The organism is Chromobacterium sp. FG22, from assembly GCF_057809415.1.
Genome location: NZ_JBMDJX010000002.1, coordinates 1 through 20,590 on the forward strand (window position 1 = coordinate 1; position 20,590 = coordinate 20,590).

Sequence of the window (20,590 nt, forward strand, 5' to 3'; positions counted from 1 at the left end):
TGGACGCGCTGTCCGCCCCGCCGGAAGTGCCGGCCGGCCTATCCTCCAGCCTGCTGGAGCGTCGGCCGGACATCGCCGCCAGCGAGCAGCAGCTGGTCGCCGCCAACGCCCGCATCGGCGTGGCGCGCGCGGCCTACTTCCCCAGCATCAGCCTGAGCGGGGCGCTGGGTTCGCAAAGCCTGTCGCTGGACACCCTGTTCACCGGCCCGACGCGGACCTGGAGCTTTGTCGGCAATCTGGCGGCGCCGGTGTTCAACTTCGGCCAAACCGGCTACGCGGTGGACGCGGCCAGCGCGCGGCAGAAGCAGGCGCTGGCGCAGTATCAGAAGACGGTGCAAAGCGCGTTCAAGGACGCGCTGGACGCGCTGTCCGGCTACGGCGCGGCGCGGGAGATCCAGGCGGCGCAGACCACGCAGTTCCAGGCCTTGAACAAATCGCTGCGCCTGGCCAATCTGCGCTACGACAACGGCTACGCCAGCTATCTGGACGTGCTGGACGCGCAACGCAACAGCTTCCAGGCAGAGCTGGGCCTGGTCAGCGCCAAGCTGGACCAACTGAATGCCGTGGTGGGCCTGTACAAGGCGTTGGGCGGCGGCTGGGAAGCCCCGGCCAAGTCCTGATCCGCAACGTGCAAAGACAAACCCCGCCTTGGCGGGGTTTTTTTGTTACCTATCTGTCTCGCTAAGCTCAGGCCGGCCGCACCGGCCAAGTAACACGCTGGATATCTGTAATAGCTCCTGGCAGATCTCTCAACTTTTGACGATATGCTTGCCATGCAGCCTTTTGCTCAGAGCTCAGTGCCGCATCCTGCATTTGCGTCCAATCACTCTCACGCAACAGCGTAGTGCGCCGCATACGCAAATCCATCAATAAACCCTGTTCAATATGCTGAATTACAACTTGATCCAATTGATTCTGTTCCATTTTCACGCACCTCGCAGATAACCGTTAACGACCATAGCCCCAGACACTCCTTGGAGAGCATCCAGCTTTATTACATATTGGGGACTAGGGTGGTCATACACGACATTTCCTATCTCTTGGCTAAACACTTCAATGATCGCAGGCACGGAAGTCGTCACATTATAATGACGCGCCCCCAACAGCCAGACAACAGCCTTCATGCCATACGCCGTAATTCCGAAATCAGCAACAGGAGGCAATTTTTCGAATAACCCGGCTTTATAAGAGTATGCCTGAGGATACAATAAAGGAGGAACGCCCCCCCACTCACCATTGACGCCACACAGGTGTAGAAACATCGCCCCATTAAATTTTTCGTATTTATCACTATCTTCATGAGTATAGCGCGCGACAAATATATCCATTGCCTTGCGGCTTGGCAGACTGATTACAACTGGATACCAGTGATCTGCCACCCCTCCCACTGCAATCGTCTGAGTTGCAATACTTGCAAACTCTTGCCGCGCACCATTTCGCCAATCTTCCATTTGCTGAACCTTGACATCGACGCGCCGGTCAATGTCGGCGATCTTGCCGTTCACCGTACCTGTTAGCGCGTTCGACGCTTTTACCAGTTCCGCGATATTGCTTTCCAAGCTCATCATGCTCTCCAATAGTTCATCACAGGTGGATTGAATTAAATTCAACCATGTGTTCGTTCACCGTCCTTTCGGCGTGAACGGCTTCAGCGCTGACATGGAGACATTGTGTCACTTACGGAAAGCCACGGCTTTTAAGCCGCTTTAGCAAAAAAGGCGAAAACCGTGTTCCACAGTATGGAAACACGGCTTATTCTAATTCAACCAAGCTATTTACTCAGCCCGGTACACCATGCGCTGTACACAGGCTCGATATCACGGCTTGATTTTTTCCAGTTCGGCGCTAGTAGCAGAGGTCTGATTACTCCAGGTCCGACAGGCGTCGATGAAGACACTCATCTTCTTGCGCTCATCTTCCGAGCCGGTTCGCAACACATTCAGCTGCACATGCACGGGGTAATGACGATGGATATAAGCGGCACAAGTATCGCGAGCCCATACCACTACGGGTCGTTCCAGGCCTTTATCCGTCACGATCAAACCAATATCATCCTGTACATCGGAATAAGGTTTCATTGCTACGTTCATATCCTGCTCCTTGTTTAGCGATTACTGGAATTGATATTGGAAAACACACCACCTAGACCGCTGACTGTGCCACTGCCAACCACGTCCATCACCGGATCAAAAATATTGTAGAGCTGTGGTAAACGAAGCTCGGGATTCCATACCCCGGGAATGACTTGCGGCAGCGCCAGATAGAGTTGATCGCCTACCTGAGCATTGGACAACCCGATATCAACATGGGTGTAAGCGCCTGCATGAGCCGACAGAAAATGATGGGTAACCTGATTCCAAACTCCTTTTTTACTATTGTCCATCCAATTCCAATCGCCCTGCCCAATCACCTTGTGGTATAGCGCCACACTAGTAAAAGCGCCCATCTTGACATGCTGATAGGGTATGTTGAAAATATAAGGACCAAACCCATCACTAATTTTTTTCACAGTCAATTTCAGAATATTAAAATTAGCGGAAAAGTGCCGGTCATCACTCTTCATATACTGCAATAATTCGCGAACGATGGACGAACGGGATGCAGGCTCTTCCCCCGGAGTCACCGGAATCAAGGCCGCATCGAACTTACCCCAGAAGTCTCCCCCGGCGTGAACACCCAAGGCTAGCGGCAATTTCTTGTCCCCCTCCCCCCCCACTGCTGTCATCTTGGCGTTGAAATTCACGGCGATGGCCGGATGCTCATTCCAATGGCCGGTTTTCCAATTACTCAGCTCGGTAATTTTCTGACCGACTTTCTGATCGATTTCGCCGATCTTTCCATGGACGGCATCGGTCAAACCATTAGCCGACTTCACCAACTCGGCGATATTGCTCTCCAAACTCATGACGCTCTCCTTAAAGTCTTACCGCAATACATGGCCTTAACGACCATTCAAGACAACGCGTTCCAAGGCCTTAGCCCGGAAACAGAAAAACAGAAAAATAGAAATGAGGAAGTGCCGGAACCGGCGCGGGAAACTGGGGATTACTACGGAAATGGCCGCATCGGCCAGAGGAGGAATGGGGCTGCGACGCAGCCCCGGCACTCATGCTCCCAAACGTTGCTTCACAAACAGATGCTGCATGCTGACGATGGCCGCCGCGTTGGCAGTGGCCAGTTCCAGGCCAGCGCGTTTATCGGCGGCATGTTCCAGTTCCAACGCTTGGCTGCGGTTTTGCAAGGTGGCCACTTGCGGCTCCAGCGCCTGCAAACGCCCTTCCTGCGCGCGGATGCGATCGTCGCGCTCCAAACCGCGGGTGGCCTCGCTGATCTGAGCGGCGGCCAAAGCCGCCAACTCGCTGGCCAGACTCAAATTGAGGCCGGCGCCGCTGGACTGGATGGTCACGCTGTCCGGCGGCAGCGCGTTCAAGGCCAGGTCATAGGCCAGCAGCAATTGCACATCGGCGGCCTTATAGGCCAGCGCCGCCTTCGGGTCCGACCAGACCGCCAGCAAAGTGCCGTCCGCCAGGATGAAGCCGATCTCGCGCACCCAAAACGCCTTGTCGTCGTCGGCGATGGCGGTCAGATGGATCTGGGTATTGCCCAGCCGTTCGCCGCCGGCGATAGGGTAGCGCGCCTGTTCGCCGCGCAATTTGGTCTGGCCCTGCGCAGGCGCGTAAGCGCCGTCGCCCAAGGCGATGTGAGTGATCTGCGCGGACACGCCGTCATTGCTGGCGCGCCAGATCGCGGCCAGGCCGGCGGCGGTGATAAGAGGTGCTAAGGGGGTGCTCACAACGATGCCTCCATGGTGACGTGGACCACGCTATAGATCTGCGCGGCGGATGAAAGGGCCAGCGGCTGCTGCGGCGCCAGCCGCATCGGAGCCGTCTCGGCGCTGCGGCGGATCAAGGCGCGCGCCTGAGCGGCCGAAGCCAGGCCCAAGCGGCCGTTGAAGCGCGCGCCCAGCTTGAAGCGATAAGTGCTGCGCGCCGGCTTGGCGAGCTCCACCATGCGCCGCAGCCGGCGGTAAAGCTCGGGATTCAACAAGGCCTGGCCGGGCAACAGATTGTCGTTGGCCCAGGCGGTCAATTCGAAGGTATAGGGCGCGGCCGGCGGCTGGCGCTGCCACCACTCCTCCAGTTCCACCGTCACGCCGAGGATGCGGAACACTTCGCGCAGCGCCCAGGGCGTGCCCTTGTGTCGGTGCAGTTCTATGCTCTGCTTGATCAGATCGCGGCGCTGCCGCTCGCTCTGGGTCAGCAGCCAGCCTTCGTCGCCGTCGATATGGAATTGCTCGGCCAACAGGGGCAACAACTCCGGCTTGGCCGCGTCCACCAGATAGACCAGCAAGCCGCCTGGATCGATGTCGCCCAAGCGTTCGCTAAGCCGGGCCAGCGGGCCGAAGCGCGCGTCGCGCGCCAGCAGATTGGGGGTCACATCAGCCATCCTGGCCTCCGGTCATTTCCAGCTGAATGCCGGTGCAGTGCGACCAGCCCTGCGGCGGCACCACCTGGGTGGCGGCCGGCTCCAGCAAAGTCACTTGGTAAACGCCGGACACCGACAGCGTGGCGATCAGCTGCGACGGCACGATGTCGCGGCCCAAGCGCTCCGCCTGCGCCTGCACGAAAGCGCCGACGGCGGCCTGCGCCTGCTGCTGCACGGTTTTGGGATCGACATCGCGATACGGCGTCAGCCGCGCGCGCACCCGGTAGCCGTAATCCTCCGGCGGCAAGACCTCCACCAGATCGGTCAGCGGCCGCACCCGGTCGGCGCTGCAGGCGGCGGCCACCACGCTGAGCAGGCTGTCCGGCGGCATGCCGGTCTTGGTCAGCGGGTATAGCCGCACCACGCCGGGCGGCACCTGATTGGCGCTTTGCAATTCGCCGTTCTGCTGTTGCAGGCTGGCGCTGATCACCGCCACGTCGGCGATGTCCTGATGCGCGCGCAGCGCGTGGTGACGATAGGAGGCGGCGCTGCCGGCCACGCTGAACGACTCCGGCGCCAGCCTAATGCGCGCGCGCAAACGCTCGTCGTCCTCGGCGTCGGCGCCGCCAGCGCTGGTATCGATATTGACCACGCTGGCGTCCACGTCCAGTTCATCCACCAGAGCGTTGATCTGGCCCGGCACAAAGCCGTTGCCGGCGGCGCCGGCCTCCACCGCGCTGACCGGCACGTCGACGCTGCTGCTGCCGGCGGGCGCAATCTGGCTGGCCAGCGTTTGGAACTGCACGCCGCCGCCGGCCACCAGGGTCTGCGCCGGAATCAGCTGCGCCAGCGCCAGCGGCTGGGAGAAGGCGATGCGCACCGTGCAGCGCGCGTGCTGGGCCGGCAAGCGGCTGACGCCGACCAATTCGCCCAGGTAGTCCAGCATGGGCGCGCGAGCGAAGGCCACCAGGTTTTGACGGCCGGCGTCGTTGAAGGCGGCGCGAACCACGCTTTCGCGATAGGCGATCAAATCGATCAGCAAACGCTCCACCTGGCCGGGATAGAGCGTCTTGCCGCTCATCTTCTGGTAGGCGTCGATCAGCTCGGCGGTGACGAGATGCGGATCGTCATCAATGAACTTGGGCAAGTCTGGGGTCATGGAAGAACGTCCTTGAATGGGGAGCGACGGCGGCCAGGCGCGGCCGCCGCGGGGCGCCGGAGAGGAAGCGGATGGCGAAATGATCCGCCATCATGCCCCCGGCCGGCTTTTAAAGCCGTTTGGAAAAGAACTTGAACAGACTGCCGGCGCGACCGGCTTCGGCTTCCGGCAAGGCGGCGGCGAAATCGCCGGCGGCCAGCTGCTGCAGCCGGGACACGGCCTCGTCGGTCGCCGCGCGCGCCGCCGTCTCGTCCGCGGCCTGACGCACCGCCTCCTTGCCCTTCAGCCGCGCGTCGCGGATCGCGTACAGCGCCTGTTCGCAGGCGGCCGCCTTGACCAGGATGCTGTCCGCCGCCTGCTGGCCGTCCCAACTCTTGGCTTCGGCCCAGGAGCGCACCGCCGGCGGCGCCTCGCCCTTGTAAGCGGCGTCCTTGAACGCCTGCGCCTCGGCGGCGGCGCGCTGGTATTCGGCCAGACGCGGCGGCGAAATCGCATGCCAGTTGGCAATCGCGTCCGCCTCGGCGTCCAGGCGCGCGCACTGCGCCAATTTATGCTGCTCCAGCCGCTCGGCTTGCAAGGCGGCGTCAAATCGCCATTCCGCACCGGTCCACACATGATTGTCGGAAGGCTGGGCCGGACGCAGCTCGCCATCGTAAGACAGCAGGTTTTCCACCATTCTCATCGCACCACCTCCCAAGTCAGCAAGGCATTGACGCAGTTGCTGTAACTGATGGCCAAGCCGTTGTCGTAATCGGCGGGCAACAGGTTCTTGGTGCCCTCCCCCATCAAATGCTCATCGCCGTTTGCGCCCGTGGCGTCGCCGATTTGATGCTCCATCTGCAAGACCTGCCACATCGACTTGCCGGCGATGTGCTCGAACATGCCGGTGCAGGTGGACACCACCATATCGCCCACCACGTTATTGGACGTGATGAGCACGGCGGCGGGGCCCGTCCAGTTCGAGTAACTGGACATGTTCGCCGTACCGCCGCCGGTGCCGGTAGGGCAGCCCAACCAATAGGCGGCGCCCGTCCAGCCCCCGCTGCCATGGCTAATTTGCGAAATTTGCGTCGGATGCGGCGTGATCGTCGACGCGGTGATCCGCCCGGTTTTGATGAAGGGATCGAACGGCAGATAGACGGTGCCGGAGCCATTCATCGTCGCGGACCAGCTGCTTGCGCCGCGATTGATCACTTTTTGCACAACGGGCGCGCTGCCGGCCGCGCCGGTGATCACCCTGGCCAAACAGATATCCAAGGCCGTGGAGAAAAAACCGCCTCCCGCCGCGCCATTGGCGGCCCCCTTCAAGGACGCCGGCGCCGCGTCCGTCAACGCCCCTTTCTGCACATAGCAAGTCAAGACGCCGGACACGATTTGGGCGCGCAGGAAGTACTCGCTGCCGGGCGCCAATACCGGGCTGGTCCAGGCGCTGGTGATGAAGGTTCCCGCTTTGCCGGCGCCGGATTGAGTGTCCTGCCCCAGGCTGATGGCGATGCCGGCCGGCACCGACACCGTGCCGCCCTGGCCCGCCACCGCTGCCGCGGTCACCGCCATCCGGTTGTCCGCCGTCGCCACGCAGGGCAGCGGCAAAGCGGTCAGGGGCAAGTCCCGCTTCGCCAACTCCTCGGCGATGCGCTGCTCCACCGCGGAACGCGTGGCCAGCACCACGCTGGGGTCCACCAGCAGGGTGACCGCCGCGGTGTTGGACACTTCCAGAATCATCCGCACATAGAGCTGCTTGTTGGAGCCGGCCGCCAGCAGCGGCTTGTAACTCTCGGGAAATTTGCCGACGGCGATCAGATCGCCGCGACTGTCGAACAGGCCCACCTCGCGGATGTAAAAACCGCCCACCGTATCCGGCAGCACCGCCTCCGCCACCACCCAGTTGGGGTTGTTCGGGTCCACCGCCAGGTGGTTGAGCGCGCCGCGCCAGGTTTCGTGCTTGAGCGCGGTCTGGCTCTCGCTGGGCGTGTAATACCCGCCGTTGTCGCCATCGCCCACCGCCATCTGGCTGATCTGCAGCGGCGCGCCGTTGGCTTGCGCCGCCGCCAGCTTGGCCTTGCCGCTGGCGGTGAGAAGCGTGAAAAACTCATTGGCCATCGATTGCTCCTGGAAAAGATTCAAGGGGTCTCATGCTGCGGGATAAAGCGTGACCGTCTCGACGCTGGCGTGCGCCAGGCCCAGCGTCACCGGCGCCTGCTGCCGCAGCGCCGTCGTCTGAAACGGATAGACAGTAGCGGTCTCCACGCTGTCTAACGCCAGCGCGGCGTTCAAGCTGGCGCGCTGCTCCAGCGACACCGGCTGGAACGGCAGCACGGTGGCCAGTTCGCCGGCCTGGGTGGCCAAGGCCAGCACCGGAACGGCGCTGCGGTTGCTCAACACCAGCGCCAGCCGCTCCAGCACCGAGCGGGCGTTCTTGTACTCGTTGATCATCGCCTCCAGCGCCGCCAGCGTGGCGGCGTCTATGCCGCGGGCGGCCAGGTCGATTTGGATTTTGAAGTGATAAGGCTTGCCGCCGTATTCGAACCATTCGCTGATCTGGCCGGACAAGGCCAGCGTGGCCAGCACCTGTTGCAAGGACCAGCGCGTGCCCTTGCTGCGGTGCAGGTGGATGGACTGTTTGATCAGCTCGCGCCGCTGGCGCTCGCCCTGGCTCAGCCGCCAGCCCTCGTCGCCGGCGACATGGAATTGCTCGGCCAGCGCCGGCAGCCAGCCGGCGTCCACCTGATCCACCAGATAGACCAGCAAGGTGCTCAGATCGGCGTCGCCCAAGCGGGTGGTGAGCTGCGCCAGTTGGCCGAAGCGTTCGTCCTTGGCCAACATATTGGGCACGGTTCCGCTGCCCGTAGCCGCCGCGCTCATAGCCGCAACTCGGTTTCGCGGATCACGCCGTCGGCCAGCCGCCATTGCACGCTGAGCCGCGCGTCGCCGTTGCCGCCCACGCTGTAGAACACTCGCGCCACGGCGACGCGCGGTTCGCCGTACAAGGGGTGGCTGATCGCCTCAACCGCCTCGCGCACCACATGCGGCCGGGCCCGATCCACCGGGTAGTCCAGGTAACGGAACAAATCGCTGCCAAACTCCGGCCGCAGCGGATCGCTGCCCTTGGGCGTGCCCAAGATGATGCGCAAGGCCTGATGGATGTCGTCGAGGTTTTCGACGATGTCAGCGGGGGATGCCTGATCGCGGGCCTGCAAGGCCGGCTGCCAGTGCAAGGAGGAGATGTCGGATATGCGGGTCATAGCGACATGATGCCGCAAGGCCCGCCGCGGGGCTTTTAAAGCCGGTTAGGGAAACAATTGAATTACAAGGACAATTTCGCGGAGGCCGCCGCATCCGGCGCAAGCCTTGCCTCCATGCCTTGACCCTCCGCACCCGGTCGGCAACAATCCCCCCGTTGCCGCCCACATGCGGCACACGGGATTGGCGTCCCGTTAAACGATAAAAAAAGCGGCGGTGATCCTACCGCCGCGCACACCATAGCAGCGCCCTAAAGGGCAGGCTCGTGGTGGGAGAGTGCTATGCACTCGCCGGTTTTATCGTTTCCGGTACGCCAATCCTGCTTCGCGCCTGCCCAATACTTCAGTCTTCCCCGGCAGGTGGTTTATCTTGTGTCACAGCAGGAGAAACACCATGCAACAGCCTCAAAACCTTCCCCCGCGCCGCCGCTACAAACTGAACGCTCTGGGACAACAGGAAGCCCTGCTCCCCTTCGTCCGCTTCTGCCCTGGCCGCACCTACCCGCATTACTGGCAAATGCCTACGCCCAGCAAAGATCTCCTCGCCGACCACGCCTATGGCCGCGAATGCGCGGCTCACCTATTGCAATGGCTGAAGGACAACCGGGAATACGTCGGCAAAGGCCTGCTCAGCCGCGTGGCGCGCGACATCGATTTTGACGACCGCGCCGGACGCGGCCAGTGGATGGGCTTTTTCAACTATCTGGAAATCATGATGCTGCTGGGCGCCGACCGGGTCCGGGTCTACCGCCATGTCGATAGCCAACACCAGATTTACCTGGCGCTGGGACAGCGCTTCAGCCTGGAAGCGCGCTTCCGCCGCATCCGCCTGCGAAACAGCTAAGCGCCTTGCGGTGGGTATCCCCGCGCTCCACCCACCCTACAGTGAACGGTCTTGTAGGGTGAGTGGAGCCGTAGGCGATACCCACCAAACCCCGCCGCCAAGATCCAAGCATCGGTCCCATCGCGTTTCCGCGTAGGCATCGCCGGGCTCCGCCCACCCTAGGGCAGGAGGTTTGTCGGACGGATGGCGCCGTCAGAACCTGTTCAAAGTCTGCTGCGCTTCGGCGATACAGCGTTAAAAACGAGCTCAAAATGCTCATGTACCACTTGTACATTCCGCTTTTTCGCTCGTTTTCGCCTTGGCTCGCTCTTGCTCGCGAGACTTAGAACAGGTTCTCAGACACAGGCCATTGAAACCGGGGCCTCCGCCTGTTCAAGCGCCGCAGGCCAGGCGTACTTGCTCCAGCAATGCGTCCGCCCGCGCCCAGTCGCTGTAGCGGCTCGGGCGCGCCGCGGCCTCGTAATCCCGCATGGCCCCATCGATATAGTCTTGCAGGCCCGGCGTGGCCGGGCCGTACTCCGGCGCGCCGCCGGCGGTTTTCAAGGCCAGCAGGCCGGCCAGCTCATCGCGCAGCCGGACATCGTCCAAAGTCCCAGCGACCAATTCCGCCAGCGCCAGCGGCGGCATGCCGCGCCGCGTCTTCACCCATTGCGCCGCCAGCAAGGGCCGCAGCACGTACAGGTATTTTTTCAGTCGCAGTTGTTGCTCGAGCTTGCGGCCGCGGTAGTTCTTACGCGCCACGGACAGATAATGCCAATAGGCCGCCTCGCCGGCGAAGTGCTCCGGCCCCAGATCCCGCAAGACCCGGCAGGCCGCCGGGTGCTGGCGGTAGACCTGCGGCGAGGCCAGCCACTCCAGCAGCGCGGCGTTGCCGCCCAGGCTCAGCCGCAGCGCCTTGCGCAGCTCCCAGCCGCTGATGTCCAGCCCGTCGGCCAGCGGCAGTTCGATCACGTCGCGCCGGTCGCCGGTCTCGTACCACGCTTCCGGATGCAGGTAGACGAAGCGCACATCGTAATCGCTGTCCGGCGCGGCGTAACCCCAGCAGCGGCTGCCGCCTTCGGCCGCGTAAAGGATGCGCACGCCGTGGCTCGCTTCCACTTGTTCCAAGCGCGCCAGCACCAGCCGCCGCGCGGCCTCCGCCGGGCGCTCGGCATGGTCCGGGCGGGTGCATGCTTCCATCGACATGCTTCGATTCTCCCTGTCTCGCCGCGGCGCGCCGGAAGATGGCGCGCCGTCCCGCCGATTGCAAAATTTCCCTTTACCCCATTTAAGCTATTTAATACAAATGGCGGCATGCCGTTGGAAACCGATGCCGCCGGCGGGCCCACACCATAATAACCGGGCCGGGAACCGGCGTCCGCTCGCAACGGCTTTTGGGGAAGAACACATATGAAGCGATGGGGACAACCATGATCACCACCATCAAGGGCAAGATTCTGGCCAGTTCCGGCCTGCTGATCCTGATCGGTTTTTGCGTGCTGGCCGGCGTCAATATCTACGCCAGTTATCAGAGCGCGGAGAAGGCGGTGCTGGACAACGCCAAGCTGTTGGCCGAAAGCGAGGCCGGCCAGGTGCAACGCTTGCTGGGCAAGACTTACGATTCGGCCCAGGTGGTGGCCGAGTCCGCGGTGGCGGTCAAGCACAATCTGCCGCCCAACGCCCGCCAGCTGATATCCGACATCGTCAAAGGCCAGTTGCCCAATAATCCGGACGCGGTCGGCTATTGGGCGATCTGGGAGCCCAACGCGCTGGACGGCCGCGACGCGGAGCTGGCCGGCAAGGAGCACAACGACAAGACCGGCCGCAGCGGCGTGTACTGGTATCGCAAGAGCGGCAAGATCGACGTGGTGTGGGGCGGCGAGGGCGTGGACGACAGCGCCTACTACACCGAGCCGCGCAAGACCGGCAAGCCGATGCTGACCGAGCCTTACGTCGATCCCGACATCAAGATCCTGATGGGCACCATTTCCTTTCCCCTGTCGAGCAACGGCAAGGTCTTGGGCGTGGCCGGCTGCGATATCGCGCTCGGTCATTTGCAGGAGCTGGCCGCCAAGGTCAAGCCTTATCAGAGCGGCTTCATGAGTTTGTATTCCAATAGCGGCGTGCAGCTGGCCGGCCGCGACCCGGCGCTCAACGGCAAGGCGGACGCCGGTCTGCCGGCGGCGGCCAAGACGGCGATCAAGGGCGGCCAGCCGGCGGAGTACGACAGCGACGACGGCTTCCGCCACTTCATCATGCCCATCACCGTGGGCGAGGCCGGCATGCCGTGGGCGGTGCGCATTTCCATCCCATTGAGCGAGGCGTTCGCGCCGGTGCGCGCGGCCAGCTGGCAGTCGGCCTTGATCAGCCTGGGCATTCTGGCGCTGATCCTGTTGCTGCTGGGCGCCACGCTCAGCCAGTTGCTGCGCCCGCTGGGCCGGCTGCAATCGGCGATGAGCGAGCTGGCCTCCGGCAGCGGCGATCTGACCCGGGCGCTGCCCATCGCCAGCCGCGACGAGATCGGCCTGGCCGCCGGCGCCTTCAATACCTTCACCGGCTCGCTGCGCACAATGATGCTGGACGTGCGCCGCCACGCCGGCGATGTGCTGGGTTCGGTGCGCCAGTTGTCCGGCGACGTGGATCAGATCCGCGGCAGCTCGGCGCGCCAGTCCGAGGCCGCCAACGCCACCGCCGCCAGCGTGGAGCAGTTGTCGGTCAGCGTCAGCCACATTGCGGAATCGGCTCGCGTGGCTGAGCAGCGCGCGCGCGAGGCCGATACGCTGTCCAGCGAGGCTTCGGCCAATGTCGACGCCACCGTGCGCGAGATCGGCCGCATTTCGCAGACGGTGCGCGAGCTGGCCGAGGTGCTGAGCGGCATGCAGCAACGCTCGGACCAGATCAGCGGCATCGTGTCGGTGATCCGCGACATCGCCGACCAGACCAATCTCTTGGCGCTGAACGCGGCGATCGAGGCGGCGCGCGCCGGCGAGATGGGCCGCGGCTTCGCGGTGGTGGCGGACGAAGTGCGCAAGCTGGCCGAGCGCACCGCTCAGGCCACGCTGGAAATCTCCGGCGTGATCCAGACCATGCAGCAGGACACCACCAAGGCCTCCGACAGCATGGACGGCGCGCTGCGCCAAGTGGACCAGGGGGTGAAGCTGGCCGAGGAATCGGCGCAATCGATCCAGCAGATCAGCGGCCACGCCCAGCAAGTGGTGGAATCCGTGGGCGACATCGCCGCCTCCACCTCCGAACAGTCCAGCGCCAGCCAGGAAATCGCCCGCCACATCGAAAACATTCACGGCATGTTGCTGCAAACCGACGAATCCATCAGCCAGGCGCAGCAGGCCACCACTTTGTTGGCGCGCCTGGGCGAGGAGCTGGATTCCCTGATTGGAAAATTCAAGCTGTAGCCGCGGCTTGGTCGGATTTTTTGATCGACTCTTGCGGTTTTTTGCGCTTTTTTCGCGCCGCCCCGGCCCGTATAGTCCGTTCATGGCCGGCCGCCCTCCGCGGCCGGCGTCATCAATCAAGGCCGGCGCGCCGGCAGGAGAACGCAAGATGGACAAATGGATCGCATTGCTTGCCCGCGTGCTGTTGGCTCAGGTCTTCATCCTGGCCGGGATAGGCAAACTCGGCGCCGGCTACGCCGCCACCCAGGGTTATATGGCCGCGATGGGCGTGCCCGGCTTCTTGCTGCCGCTGGTGATCGCTTTGGAAATCGGCGGCGGTCTGGCCTTGGCGCTGGGCGTGCGAGCGCGCTGGGTGGCCTTGCTGCTGGCCGGTTTCTCGGTCGCCTCGGCGCTGCTCTTCCACTGGGAACCGGGCAATAGCCAGCAAATGATCCAGCTGACCAAGAACCTGGCCATGGCCGGCGGCCTGCTGATGGTGTTCGCCCACGGCGCGGGCAAGCTGTCCTGGGACGGCCGCAAGGACTGAGAGCCTGCTCAAAATGTGCCGCGCGTCGGCGGGAGAGTGAGGCAGGAACGTTGAACAGGCTCTGCACCGGCCCGGGCCGCGACGGCCCGCCCTCCTCTTGCCCGCCGACTCGTGCCACAATGCCGCATTGCATTGAATCGAGCGCGCCATGTCCCTGCATTTCCACGTGATTCCGGTCACGCCGTTTGCCCAGAACTGTTCCATCCTGTGGTGCGACGCCAGCGGCCGCGCCGCGGTGGTGGACGCCGGCGGCGATATCGAACGCATCGCCGACTGGACCGCCCGCCAGAACCTGACGGTGGAAAAACTGCTGCTGACCCACGGCCATATCGACCACGCCGGCGGCGCCGCGCGCCTGGCCGAGCAACTGGGCGTCAAGATAGAAGGCCCGCAGCGCGCGGAAAGCTTCTGGCTGGACCAGTTGCCGCAGCAAGGCCATATGTTCGGCTTTCCGCGCAGCGAGGCGCTGACGCCGGACCGCTGGCTGGAGGAAGGCGACGCTGTCAGCGTGGGCGAGGAAAGCCTGAACGTGATCCATTGCCCCGGCCACACCCCCGGCCATGTGGTGTTTCACAGCCCAAGCGCGCGGCTGCTGATCGCCGGCGACGTGCTGTTCCAGGGCTCGATCGGCCGCACCGACTTTCCAATGGGCAATCACCAGCAACTGATCGACGCCATCCAGCAAAAGCTGTTCCTGCTGCCGGACGACACCACGGTGGTGCCGGGCCACGGCCCTTTGACCACCTTGGGCGAGGAAAAGCGCAGCAACCCCTATGTGGCCAACCCTCGCTACCGCTGAGCCGAGATGCCTCCCGAATTTGAACGCAAGGTGATCGCGCTGCTGCTGGCGCTGCCGCCGGGCCGGGTCACCACTTACGGCGCCTTGGCGGAACAGGCCGGCTATCCGCGCCATTCGCGCCACGTCGGCCGTTTGCTCAGCCATTTGCCGGAAGGCCTCAGCGTGCCCTGGTTTCGGGTGCTGGGCGCCGGAGGGCGCATCTCGCGGCCGGGCAGCGAGCAGGCCGACTGGCAGCGCTTGCTGCTGGAAGAAGACGGGGTGGAATTGAGCGCGGCCGGCAAAGTGGATTTAAGGCGTTACGGCTGGCCGGACGCGCATTTTTGTAGCAAAAAACTGTAGTTCCACAACATTTAATGTTTCATGCCAAATATCTATAGCTCAAAATACATCGCATTTACATAAAATGACAAAAATGCGACAGGCGCATTGTAAATACTTTGCAAACGAATATTTCTGAGCTAGTCTGCGCCCGCGCCGACAGGTCTGTCCGCGCGCACTACACGCTACACGCACAATATTCTGGTGAAACAATGAAAACTCGCAATCTGCTGCTGGCCCTGGCTCTGGTGGGCGGCTGTACCCTGGCGCAAGCCGGTGATTACTCCTTCGGCAATGTCAGCTTCAACCAGCTGAACTGGTCGCCGAGCACCTTGGATCGCACGCAAGCCGGCCCGTTCGGCGCCAAGCGCAACTTCCAATACCTGGAAGCCGAAGGCGGCATCGGCCGTTCCTGGGGCGATGTTTACGGCTTCTTCGATCTGGAGAACTGGAACCGCAACGACAAGGAAATGCCGGCAGGCGATCGTCGCTACACCACCAAGGTAGTTGCGCGTTTCAACCTGGCTGAAGTCGGCGGCGTGCCGGTCAAGCTGTACACCCACGTATACGACACCCGCGGCAACGATTTCTTTGACCAGAACCGCGTAGTGGGCCTGGGTACCGATCTGAGCTTCGGCAAAGTCTGGTTCAAGCCTTTCCTCGGCTTCCATCAGGAACTGAAATCCCAAGGCGTTGGCGCCAATATGAACGGCTATATGGCCGGTTATGTCGCCGGTTTCGACTTCACCGCCTTCGGCCAGCCGTTCTCGGTGACCCAGTGGCACGAAACCGAATTCGACCGCGCCAAGGAATACACCACCCTGGCCAATCCGACTGGTACTACTCAACGCCGCACCGGCCAGAACGGTGCCATCGGCCTGTGGTGGACCCCGGTCAAATCCATGACCGCCGGTCTGCAGTACCGCTACGCCGTCAACAAGCTGGGCGTGGCCGGCAACGAAAACGCCGTCATCTACTCGCTGAAATACAACTTCTAAGCCCTATCGGCCTGGAAATGAAAGCCACCCTTCGCGGTGGCTTTTTTTATATTGGCCTTCTCCCGCGGCAAGCTTGGCCTCAAGGCCGATTGACACCTTACTTACTAGTAAGTATCTTCAACGCCAACACCGGCAAGCCCAAGCAATCAAACACTTGCCCGCCGCGCTGGCGCCGGACGGCGGCCGCGGCCACAATGATCTGCGCGAGAAATCTACACGAGGACGAAAACATGACGGCATACCCGCACCTGTTGGCCCCGCTGGACCTGGGCTTCACCACGCTGAAAAACCGCGTGCTGATGGGCTCGATGCACACCGGCCTGGAAGAAGCCCCGCAAGGCTTTGAGAAAATGGCGGCCTTTTACGCCGAGCGCGCCCGCGGCGGCGTGGGCTTGATCGTCACCGGCGGCGTCGGCCCCAATCCGGAGGGCTGTGTCGCCGAAGGCGCGTCCATGCTGGCCGACGAGGCCGAAGTGCCGCACCACAAGCTGGTCACCGACGCGGTGCACGCCGCCGGCGGCAAGATCGCGCTGCAAATCCTGCACTCCGGCCGCTACAGCTTCCAGGAAAAATGCGTGTCCGCCTCGCCGCTGATCGCGCCGATCAACTTCTACAAGCCGCGCGAGCTATCCGACGCCGACGTCTGGCAAACCATCGCCGACTTCGCCCGCTGCGCGCGGCTGGCGCAGCAGGCCGGCTACGACGGCGTGGAGGTGATGGGCTCGGAAGGCTATCTGATCAACCAGTTCATCGCCCGCGCCACCAATAAGCGCAGCGACGACTGGGGCGGAAGCTTTGAAAACCGCATCCGCTTCGCCATTGAAACCGTGAAAGCGGTGCGCGCCGCGGTGGGCAGCGATTTCATCATCATCTACCGGCTGTCCATGCTGGACCTGGTGCAGGACGGCAGTTCCTGGGACGAGGTGGCGCATCTGGCCGGAGAGATCGAGAAGGCCGGCGCCACGCTGATCAATACCGGCATAGGCTGGCACGAGGCGCGGGTACCCACCATCGCCACCATGGTGCCGCGCGGCGGCTTCGCCTGGGTCACCAAGAAGCTGATGGGCAAGGTGAAGATTCCGCTGATCACCACCAACCGCATCAATACCCCGGAAGTGGCCGAAGAGATCCTGGCCGGCGGCTGCGCCGACATGGTGTCCATGGCGCGCCCCTTCCTGGCCGATCCGGACTTCGTCAACAAGGCCGCCGCCGGCCGCGGCGACGAGATCAACACCTGTATCGGCTGCAACCAAGCCTGTCTGGACCACATCTTCCAGGGCAAGCTGACCAGCTGCCTGGTCAATCCGCGCGCCTGCCGCGAGACCGAACTGAACTACGAAAAAACCGCCCAGGCGAAGAAGCTGGCCGTGGTCGGCGCCGGCCCGGCCGGCCTGGCCTTCGCCACGGTGGCGGCGGAGCGCGGCCATCAAGTGACCTTGTTCGACGCCGCGGCGGAAATCGGCGGCCAGTTCAACGTGGCCAAGCGCATTCCCGGCAAGGAGGAGTTCTACGAAACCCTGCGCTACTTCAAGCGCAAGCTGGAACAAACCGGGGTGGAGCAGCGGCTGAACACTCGAGTGGCCGCGGCGGACCTGGCCGGCTTCGACGAAGTGGTGCTGGCCACCGGCATCGCGCCGCGCACGCCGGAGATTCCCGGCGTGGACCATCCCAAGGTGCTCAACTACCTGGACGTGCTCAAGCACGGCAAGGCGGTGGGCAAGCGCGTCGCCATCATCGGCGCCGGCGGCATCGGCTTCGACACCGCGGAATTCCTGACCCACGAAGGCAAGTCCAGCTCGCTGGACACCGCCGCCTTCATGCGCGAATGGGGCGTGGACATGACGGTGGAGCATCCGGGCGGCCTCAGTCCGCAAGGCCCGCAGCCGCACCCCAGCCCGCGCGAGGTCTATCTCTTGCAGCGCAAAACCAGCAAGGTGGGCGAAAGCCTGGGCAAGACCACGGGCTGGATTCACCGCGCCAGCCTGCAGATGAAGCGGGTGCGCATGCTGTCCGGCGTCAGCTACGACAAGATAGACGACGCCGGCCTGCACATCACGGTCAAAGGCGAGGCTCAGCTGCTGCCGGTGGACAATGTGATCATCTGCGCCGGCCAGGATCCGCTGCGCGAGCTGCAGGCGCCCCTGCAGGCCGCCGGCAAGAGCGTGCATTTGATCGGCGGCGCCGACGTGGCGGCCGAACTGGACGCCAAACGGGCGATCGATCAAGGCTCGCGCCTGGCCGCCCGCATCTGATTTCCGCCCGCCCTCTCGCCGGCCGGCCATGCCGTAAAGACATGGCCGCCGGACTGTCCTAAGCAGGCCCTCAGGCCCGGCTCCGCCGGGCCTGTACGCTGCCCCCGCCGTTCCCGCCCGCGCGTCCTCGCGCAAAACACCGTCCTTTAGTACAGATCGGCCCTGATAAAACGTTTTAGCTCTTGTTTGACGTTCATTAATTTGTCATCGTTGCGGCCATCGAATTAATTCATATATATGACCATATGACCGACATGCGTCAGGCGGACCTCCGCCTGCCTCTGTACCAGCAAGTGCGCGACGCTTTGGCGCGCGACATCGCCAACCGGGTATGGAAACCCGGCGAAGCGATTCCCACCGAGGCGGAGCTGGTGGGACGCTTCCATACCTCCATCGGCACCATCCGCAAGGCGGTGGATCAATTGGTGGCCGACGAGATGGTGGAACGCCGCCAAGGCAAGGGCACCTTCATCAAACCGGCCAACTTCCAATCCTCGCTGCTGCGCTTTTTCCGCTTTCACGACGCGGCGGGCAATTACCGCATCCCGGAAGCGAAAATCCTGCACCGCGAGCAATTGACGCCGCCGCCGGCCATCGCCGACAGCCTGCAGCTATCGCCGGGCGCACAGGCCATTCACCTGACCCGCTTGCGCTATCTGGACCGCGAGCCCTTGCTGGCCGAGTCCATCTGGCTGCCGGCGACGCGTTTCCAGGCGCTGCTGGCCATTCCGCTACCCAGTTTCGGCGACCTGCTCTATCCGCTGTACGAGGATTGCTGTCATCAGGTGGTGGCCTCCGCGCGTGAAATCCTGACCGCGGAAGCCATCGCCTCGCCGCACGCGGAACTGCTGCAACTCGCGCCCGGCACCCCGGCCATCGTGCTGGAGCGGCTGGCCAAGGCCTATGACGGCAGCCCGCTGGAATGGCGCAGCGTGCGCGGCCGCGCCGATAAATTCCGCTATCAGGCGGACATCCGCTGATTCCGCGCTGCCCGCGCCGTGGCAGCGGCGCGCGGCGACGCATCGACAACAAGCAAGAACCATAAAGGGCAGCATCATGTTGCATTGGTATAAGCAGGTTTCGCCGGGCGAACGCAAGACCTTCTGGGGCTGTTTCGGCGGCTGGGCGCTGGACGCGCTGGACGTGCAGATGTTCAGCCTGGCCATCCCGGCGCTGATCGCCGCCTTCAGCCTGAGCAAGGCGGAAGCCGGGATGATAGGCAGCGTGACCCTGGTGGCCTCGGCGCTGGGCGGCTGGATCATGGGCGCGGTGTCGGACCGCGTCGGCCGGGTGCTGGCGCTGCAAATCACCATCGTCTGGTTCTCGCTGTTCACCCTGCTGTCCGGCTTCGCCCAAAGCTATGAGCAGTTGCTGGTGTTCAAGGCGCTACAAGGCTTCGGCTTCGGCGGCGAGTGGGCCGCCGGCGCGGTCCTGATGGCGGAGATCATCCGGCCGGAACACCGCGGCAAGGCGATGGCCTCGGTGCAAAGCGCCTGGGCGGTGGGCTGGGGCGCGTCGGTGCTGCTGTACTCGGCGATCTTCCTGCTGTTCCCGGCGGAAATCGCCTGGCGCGTGATGTTCGGCATCGGCATCTTGCCGGCCTTTTTCATCATCTATATCCGCCGCCACATTCCGGAACCGCCACGCCGCGAACGCCAGGCCGCGCCCGCGGTGCCGCTGCTGGACATCTTCAAACCCGACGTGCTGCGCATGACCCTGATCGGCTCCTTGATCGGCGTCGGCGCGCACGGCGGCTACGCCGCGCTGATGACCTGGCTGCCGATGTTCCTCAAGACCGAGCGCCACTTGTCCATTCTCGGCACCAGCGGCTATCTGGCGGTGATCATCGTCGCCTTCTGGTGCGGCTGCATGGCCAGCGCCTACCTGCTGGACCGCATCGGCCGCCGCCTCAACCTGCTGCTGTTCTCCGTCTGTTGCGTGGCCACGGTGCTGATCTACGTGTTCGCGCCGCTGAGCAATCCGCTGATGCTGTTCCTGGGCTTTCCGCTGGGCTTCTTCGCCGCCGGCATTCCCTCCAGCCTGGGCGCGCTGTTCAACGAGCTCTACCCCAGCGGCATGCGCGGCGCCGGCGTGGGCTTTTGCTACAACTTCGGCCGCATCCTGTCCGCCGGCTTTCCCTTGCTGGTCGGCTATCTGAGCGACAGCTGGACCCTGGGCGCCTCCATCGGCGTCAGCGCCGCGATGGCTTACGCCATCGTCGCGCTGGCCGTGTTCTGCCTGCCGGAAACCAAGGGCAAGCCGCTGAACGACTCGCTGCCGGACCCGCGCGGACCGGAAGCCCGCGACGCCCGCGCCTCGGCCTGAACGGCGGACGCGCCATTTCATCGAAATTGTGAGGTCACCATGGCATTAGACGAAATCGCCAACCAGATCACCGATGACGAGTTCGCCCTGGACACCATCCAGGGCGAGCGGGTCATCATCACCTCGCCCATCATCCTGGGCACGGCCGGCAGCGAATGGGAGGGCTCGCCGATTTTCCGGCGCGACTACCTGCTCGCCCTCTTGTCCCACAGCATCCGGCATCAAGTGCTGGACGCCGCCGACATCGACGCGGCGCTGGACCTGGGCGCCGTGCGCGGCGGCGCCTGTCAGGCCTGCGGCTGAACCCGGCGCC

At 63.5% G+C, this 20,590-nt stretch carries 23 protein-coding genes; 11 read left to right on the top strand and 12 right to left on the bottom strand.

Going from position 1 to position 20,590, the window contains the following annotated elements; translation table 11 throughout:
- Positions 1–620: TolC family protein (locus ACODSD_RS02010; protein ID WP_488876677.1), on the top strand; the 620-nt coding region annotated here is incomplete at its 5' end.
- Between the two features lie 67 nt (positions 621–687).
- Here the strand turns inward: ACODSD_RS02010 and ACODSD_RS02015 are convergent.
- From ACODSD_RS02015 to ACODSD_RS02065, 11 genes are all read right to left on the bottom strand, one after another.
- Positions 688–924, bottom strand: coding sequence for a tail fiber assembly protein (locus tag ACODSD_RS02015; RefSeq protein WP_488876678.1), 237 nt, complete (start codon positions 922–924; stop codon positions 688–690).
- Positions 925–926: 2 nt separating this feature from the next.
- Positions 927–1,565: a hypothetical protein gene (locus ACODSD_RS02020; protein ID WP_488876679.1), complete on the bottom strand. Its 639-nt coding sequence runs from the start codon at positions 1,563–1,565 to the stop codon at positions 927–929.
- Between the two features lie 252 nt (positions 1,566–1,817).
- Positions 1,818–2,090 (bottom strand): hypothetical protein, encoded by a 273-nt coding sequence (locus ACODSD_RS02025; protein ID WP_488876680.1) that lies wholly within the window; start codon positions 2,088–2,090, stop codon positions 1,818–1,820.
- Positions 2,091–2,104: 14 nt separating this feature from the next.
- Positions 2,105–2,905 carry a hypothetical protein gene (locus tag ACODSD_RS02030; protein WP_488876681.1) on the bottom strand — a complete coding sequence of 267 codons (801 nt, stop codon included), beginning with the start codon at positions 2,903–2,905 and terminating at the stop codon, positions 2,105–2,107.
- Positions 2,906–3,106: 201 nt separating this feature from the next.
- Positions 3,107–3,793, bottom strand: a complete 687-nt coding sequence (locus ACODSD_RS02035) for a phage tail-collar fiber domain-containing protein (RefSeq protein WP_488876682.1) — start codon at positions 3,791–3,793, stop codon at positions 3,107–3,109.
- Positions 3,790–4,446: a phage tail protein I gene (locus ACODSD_RS02040; RefSeq protein ID WP_488876683.1), complete on the bottom strand. Its 657-nt coding sequence runs from the start codon at positions 4,444–4,446 to the stop codon at positions 3,790–3,792. The genes ACODSD_RS02035 and ACODSD_RS02040 overlap by 4 nt, the downstream gene beginning before the upstream one ends.
- Positions 4,439–5,584, bottom strand: coding sequence for a baseplate assembly protein (locus ACODSD_RS02045; RefSeq protein WP_107801561.1), 1,146 nt, complete (start codon positions 5,582–5,584; stop codon positions 4,439–4,441). Before ACODSD_RS02045 ends, ACODSD_RS02040 begins: the two co-directional genes overlap by 8 nt.
- Positions 5,585–5,693: 109 nt before the next feature.
- Entirely contained in the window at positions 5,694–6,266 is a 573-nt protein-coding gene (locus ACODSD_RS02050) for a hypothetical protein (protein WP_146176778.1), read from the bottom strand.
- Positions 6,263–7,684, bottom strand: a complete 1,422-nt coding sequence (locus tag ACODSD_RS02055) for a phage tail protein (protein ID WP_488876684.1) — start codon at positions 7,682–7,684, stop codon at positions 6,263–6,265. Before ACODSD_RS02055 ends, ACODSD_RS02050 begins: the two co-directional genes overlap by 4 nt.
- 30 nt (positions 7,685–7,714) lie before the next feature.
- The gene (locus tag ACODSD_RS02060) at positions 7,715–8,446 is read right to left on the bottom strand and encodes a phage tail protein I (RefSeq protein ID WP_199225979.1); all 732 of its coding nucleotides are present in this window, start codon (positions 8,444–8,446) and stop codon (positions 7,715–7,717) included.
- Complete coding sequence (locus ACODSD_RS02065; protein WP_107801567.1) at positions 8,443–8,826, bottom strand: GPW/gp25 family protein; 384 nt, start codon at positions 8,824–8,826, stop codon at positions 8,443–8,445. The genes ACODSD_RS02060 and ACODSD_RS02065 overlap by 4 nt, the downstream gene beginning before the upstream one ends.
- Before the next feature lie 391 nt (positions 8,827–9,217).
- Here ACODSD_RS02065 and ACODSD_RS02070 point away from each other — a divergent pair, with 391 nt between their 5' ends.
- Positions 9,218–9,667 carry a hypothetical protein gene (locus ACODSD_RS02070; RefSeq protein WP_488876685.1) on the top strand — a complete coding sequence of 150 codons (450 nt, stop codon included), beginning with the start codon at positions 9,218–9,220 and terminating at the stop codon, positions 9,665–9,667.
- Positions 9,668–10,039: 372 nt separating this feature from the next.
- Here the strand turns inward: ACODSD_RS02070 and ACODSD_RS02075 are convergent, their stop codons facing one another.
- Positions 10,040–10,852, bottom strand: a complete 813-nt coding sequence (locus ACODSD_RS02075) for a nucleotidyltransferase domain-containing protein (RefSeq protein WP_488876686.1) — start codon at positions 10,850–10,852, stop codon at positions 10,040–10,042.
- A 224-nt stretch (positions 10,853–11,076) separates the two neighbouring features.
- On the opposite strand from ACODSD_RS02075, the gene ACODSD_RS02080 reads away from it, so the two are divergent.
- The 9 genes from ACODSD_RS02080 (at position 11,077) to ACODSD_RS02120 (ending at position 20,580) form a co-directional block, all read left to right on the top strand.
- The gene (locus ACODSD_RS02080; protein WP_158274386.1) at positions 11,077–13,059 is read left to right on the top strand and encodes a methyl-accepting chemotaxis protein; all 1,983 of its coding nucleotides are present in this window, start codon (positions 11,077–11,079) and stop codon (positions 13,057–13,059) included.
- 148 nt (positions 13,060–13,207) lie between these two features.
- The gene (locus ACODSD_RS02085) at positions 13,208–13,585 is read left to right on the top strand and encodes a DoxX family protein (RefSeq protein ID WP_488876687.1); all 378 of its coding nucleotides are present in this window, start codon (positions 13,208–13,210) and stop codon (positions 13,583–13,585) included.
- A 148-nt stretch (positions 13,586–13,733) separates the two neighbouring features.
- Positions 13,734–14,384, top strand: coding sequence for an MBL fold metallo-hydrolase (locus ACODSD_RS02090; protein ID WP_107801176.1), 651 nt, complete (start codon positions 13,734–13,736; stop codon positions 14,382–14,384).
- 6 nt (positions 14,385–14,390) lie between these two features.
- Positions 14,391–14,723, top strand: a complete 333-nt coding sequence (locus tag ACODSD_RS02095; RefSeq protein WP_227105683.1) for an MGMT family protein — start codon at positions 14,391–14,393, stop codon at positions 14,721–14,723.
- Positions 14,724–14,914: 191 nt separating this feature from the next.
- Positions 14,915–15,700 carry an outer membrane protein OmpK gene (locus tag ACODSD_RS02100; protein WP_488876688.1) on the top strand — a complete coding sequence of 262 codons (786 nt, stop codon included), beginning with the start codon at positions 14,915–14,917 and terminating at the stop codon, positions 15,698–15,700.
- A 230-nt stretch (positions 15,701–15,930) separates the two neighbouring features.
- Positions 15,931–17,952 (top strand): 2,4-dienoyl-CoA reductase FMN-binding domain-containing protein, encoded by a 2,022-nt coding sequence (locus ACODSD_RS02105; RefSeq protein ID WP_488876689.1) that lies wholly within the window; start codon positions 15,931–15,933, stop codon positions 17,950–17,952.
- A 245-nt stretch (positions 17,953–18,197) separates the two neighbouring features.
- Complete coding sequence (locus ACODSD_RS02110) at positions 18,198–18,932, top strand: GntR family transcriptional regulator (RefSeq protein WP_199225953.1); 735 nt, start codon at positions 18,198–18,200, stop codon at positions 18,930–18,932.
- A 76-nt stretch (positions 18,933–19,008) separates the two neighbouring features.
- The gene (locus ACODSD_RS02115) at positions 19,009–20,277 is read left to right on the top strand and encodes an MFS transporter (RefSeq protein ID WP_253314966.1); all 1,269 of its coding nucleotides are present in this window, start codon (positions 19,009–19,011) and stop codon (positions 20,275–20,277) included.
- 39 nt (positions 20,278–20,316) lie between these two features.
- Positions 20,317–20,580, top strand: coding sequence for a hypothetical protein (locus ACODSD_RS02120; protein WP_235085766.1), 264 nt, complete (start codon positions 20,317–20,319; stop codon positions 20,578–20,580).
- Positions 20,581–20,590 lie beyond the last annotated feature (10 nt).